The sequence below is a fragment of the Pseudomonas sp. genome, assembly GCF_037994325.1.
GTDB lineage: Bacteria > Pseudomonadota > Gammaproteobacteria > Pseudomonadales > Pseudomonadaceae > Aquipseudomonas.
Genome location: NZ_JBBNAH010000377.1, coordinates 1 through 2950 on the forward strand (window position 1 = coordinate 1; position 2950 = coordinate 2950).

Below are 2950 nucleotides of genomic sequence, written 5' to 3' on the forward strand. Positions count from 1 at the left end.
GCCCAGGCGTATGCAGCGCCACCCCGCAGCCACAGGCCAGCTCCTCATCATCACGCAGCCACTGATCCGGCGCCGGCACGGGCGTGTACGGCACACCAAACATCTGGCACTGCATCTCCAAGTTGTCCCAAAGAAAACCGTCCTCCTCATGCAAGTGCAATGTGGCGCCGGTCTTCTCCTTCATTTGCCCGGACGCGAGGAAATGATCCAGATGCGCATGGGTGTGGATGATGCTGACCACCTGCAAACCATGGGCCTCCAGGCGCGCCATGATCAGATCCGGATTGCCACCGGGGTCGACGACGATGGCCTTCTTGGTGATCGGGTCGCCAATGATGGTGCAGTTGCACTGCAACGGGCCGACGGGGAAGGTTTCGCGGATTAGGGTGGTGGCGGGCATCGGTGGATCCTGGCGGGCTACATCGGGGGACGAAAGCATGCCCCTGCCACCGCCTGTCTTTCAAGCGCCACCGACAAACCGGCAGCGAACTTTCCCGCGCGCCAATAGGCCCTGTGAAGCTTCCCTTCAACGGACCTTCTTGGGTCAACTCGTTCCGCCTCAAAGCAGTATGAAAAGGCGGCAGGGACGCAATTAACCAACTTGCCAAATTAAACCAACTAGGTTAATTTCCATGGAAAAGGGCACGCCGCATTGCAAGCTATGCCACGTTAAAACTTTGGTGGCAGCAGGCAGGGTTCGTACGACACGAGTTGCCCGTATTGGCGCGAGTGAATTGGGTTTTGAGCTGGAAGACATGCTTGCTGTAGTCATGGCCTTAAAGCCGGCTGAGTTCTGTAAAAGCATGACCACCCATGCCGACCACAAAATTTGGCAAGACGTTTATCGCCCAATGACCTGCATGGGCGCGGTTTATCTGAAACTGACCGTCGCTGATGACGTGCTGATCGTATCCTTCAAGGAGTTATGACGATGAAATGCCCTGTATGCGGTGCTGCCGAACTGGTCCATGACACCCGCGACGAGTGCTACACCTACAAAGGCGAAACCACTGTTATCCCGGCAGTGACAGGCGATTTCTGCCCGGCCTGCGACGAGTCAATCCTCGGGGTGGCAGAGACGGACCGCGTGATGAAAGCGATGCGTGCGTTCTCCCGGCAAGTCAACGCCGACCTCGTCGACCCCGACTTTATCGCTAACGTGCGCAAGAAACTGGCGCTGGACCAACGCGAAGCGGCCGAGATCTTCGGCGGTGGCGTCAATGCCTTTTCCCGCTACGAAACCGGCAAAACCAAGCCGCCGCTGGCCCTGATAAAACTGCTCAAGCTGCTGGAGCGTCATCCTGAACTGCTGAGCGAAGTCAGAACGGCCTAGGCGTCCACGGTCCATGGACAGTGGACGGCGCCAACCTAGCCCTCCTGCCGATAATCACTCGGCAACTTCCCCGTCCATTTCTTAAACGCCCGGCGAAAGTTCGAGGCGTCGCTAAACCCCAATAGATAGGCAATCTCATACAACGGCAAATGCGTGGTGGTCAGGTATTGCAGGGCCAGGCGTTTGCGCACGTCGTCGAGCACTTGCTGGTAGGTGGTGCCCATGGCGGAAAGGTGCCGGCGCAGGCTGCGGCCGCTGGTGTGCAGGGCGTTGGCGGCGCTGTTGAGGTCAGGGAAGTCGCCGGGGCGCGCCAGCAGCAGGCGGCGCACGCGGGTAAGTAAGGCGTCTTGCACGTCGAGGCTGGCGAGCAGGGCTTCGCATTGTTGTTCGCACATCTGCACGGTGGCCGGGTTGGCCAGGGCCATGGGGCGTTGCAGGTAGTGCTGGGGAATGCTGATGCGGTGGTAGGGCTGGTCGAATTGCACGTTGGCGCCAAAGACGTGGTGGTAGCGCTCGGCGTAGAGCGGCGCCGGGTAGGCAAAGCCGACTTCAATACCGTGCATTTTTTCCCCCAGCAAGAACTGCGCGATGCTGTGCAGGCTGCACATCAGGCCTTCGGCGGCAAAGCGAGTCAGGGCGCCCAAGGGCATGGCTTCGCTGGCGCGCAATTCTGAGCGTTCACTGCCTTCGATGCGCTCCAATTCATAGGCCAGCCCCAACACGCGGTAGTACTTGAGGGCGAATTGAATGGCTTTGTCGAGGGTGGCGCTGGAGAGCACGGCGTAGCCAAGAATACCGTGGGTCGACACATTCAGGCGTTGGCCAAGGAGCAGGCCCAGGGCCGGTTCTTTGCACAGGGTCAGGGCAGCACTGGCAAGTAGGTTGAAGTCGATAAACGACAGCCGGCCATTGGGGGTTTGCAGTATCTGCGGTTTTACCCGCGCGGCCTGGAGCAATTCATCGCGGGGTATACCGAGCTCGGCGGCCAGGTCGATCAGGGCGCTGGCATAGGCAATGGGCACCAACTCGGCGGCGAAATTCATGGACTGCTTCATCGTGGCTAGACTTCATCGTTGTTGTTATGGGTGGCCATAAATGACGGCACGAGGCATGGATACTCTGGCGTTCAAAGCCCGCGCACCACTCCTAAAGGTTTGGAAATGGCGGGCAGAAAGCAAAAAAATGGCCCACCGCCGTAGGGCGTGCCGTGCGCACCAGGCGATCGCCGCATGAACGCAAAGGTGCGCACAGCACACCCTATGAGATCAAAGCCAGCCCGAGCGCACCTCCACGCTCTGGCCGGATATAACCCTAACATTGGCAGCTCTCAACCTGTGCGCCCTTGCTCACGCCGCCCATAGTGGCAACCATGGTTAAGCAACGACTCAGGGAGTCAGCATGGTCAGCACCACACCCGAAGGACTGCAGATTCGCCCACGCCATCTGGATTTTGCTTTGCCTAATCCCTTGCCTCGGCATTGGCACAGTGGCGATGCGTTCAAGACCCATCTGTTCGATGCCATGTCGGTGTTATTCCCCGACGGCGAGCGCTTCTTTATTGATTCGGTGCGCAACTTTCGTGAGCAAATCAGCGACCCGGCGTTAAAGGAGCAGATC

5 protein-coding genes are annotated in these 2950 nt (G+C 59.1%); 3 read left to right on the forward strand and 2 right to left on the reverse strand.

The features are described 5' to 3' along the window. The coding region (locus tag AAAB16_RS12760) for an MBL fold metallo-hydrolase (RefSeq protein ID WP_340663662.1) at positions 1-400 on the reverse strand (400 nt) is incomplete at its 3' end. Between the two features lie 232 nt (positions 401-632). On the opposite strand from AAAB16_RS12760, the gene AAAB16_RS12765 reads away from it, so the two are divergent. After that, positions 633-929, forward strand: a complete 297-nt coding sequence (locus AAAB16_RS12765; protein ID WP_340663658.1) for a type II toxin-antitoxin system MqsR family toxin — start codon at positions 633-635, stop codon at positions 927-929. Positions 930-931: 2 nt separating this feature from the next. Then, complete coding sequence (locus AAAB16_RS12770) at positions 932-1333, forward strand: type II toxin-antitoxin system MqsA family antitoxin (protein ID WP_340663659.1); 402 nt, start codon at positions 932-934, stop codon at positions 1331-1333. A gap of 35 nt (positions 1334-1368) precedes the next feature. On the opposite strand, the gene AAAB16_RS12775 is transcribed toward AAAB16_RS12770, so the two are convergent. Continuing rightward, positions 1369-2388: an AraC family transcriptional regulator gene (locus AAAB16_RS12775; protein ID WP_340663660.1), complete on the reverse strand. Its 1020-nt coding sequence runs from the start codon at positions 2386-2388 to the stop codon at positions 1369-1371. A 343-nt stretch (positions 2389-2731) separates the two neighbouring features. Here AAAB16_RS12775 and AAAB16_RS12780 point away from each other — a divergent pair. Next, positions 2732-2950, forward strand: a 219-nt coding sequence (locus AAAB16_RS12780; protein WP_340663661.1) for a metal-dependent hydrolase, incomplete at its 3' end; no start/stop codon positions are given.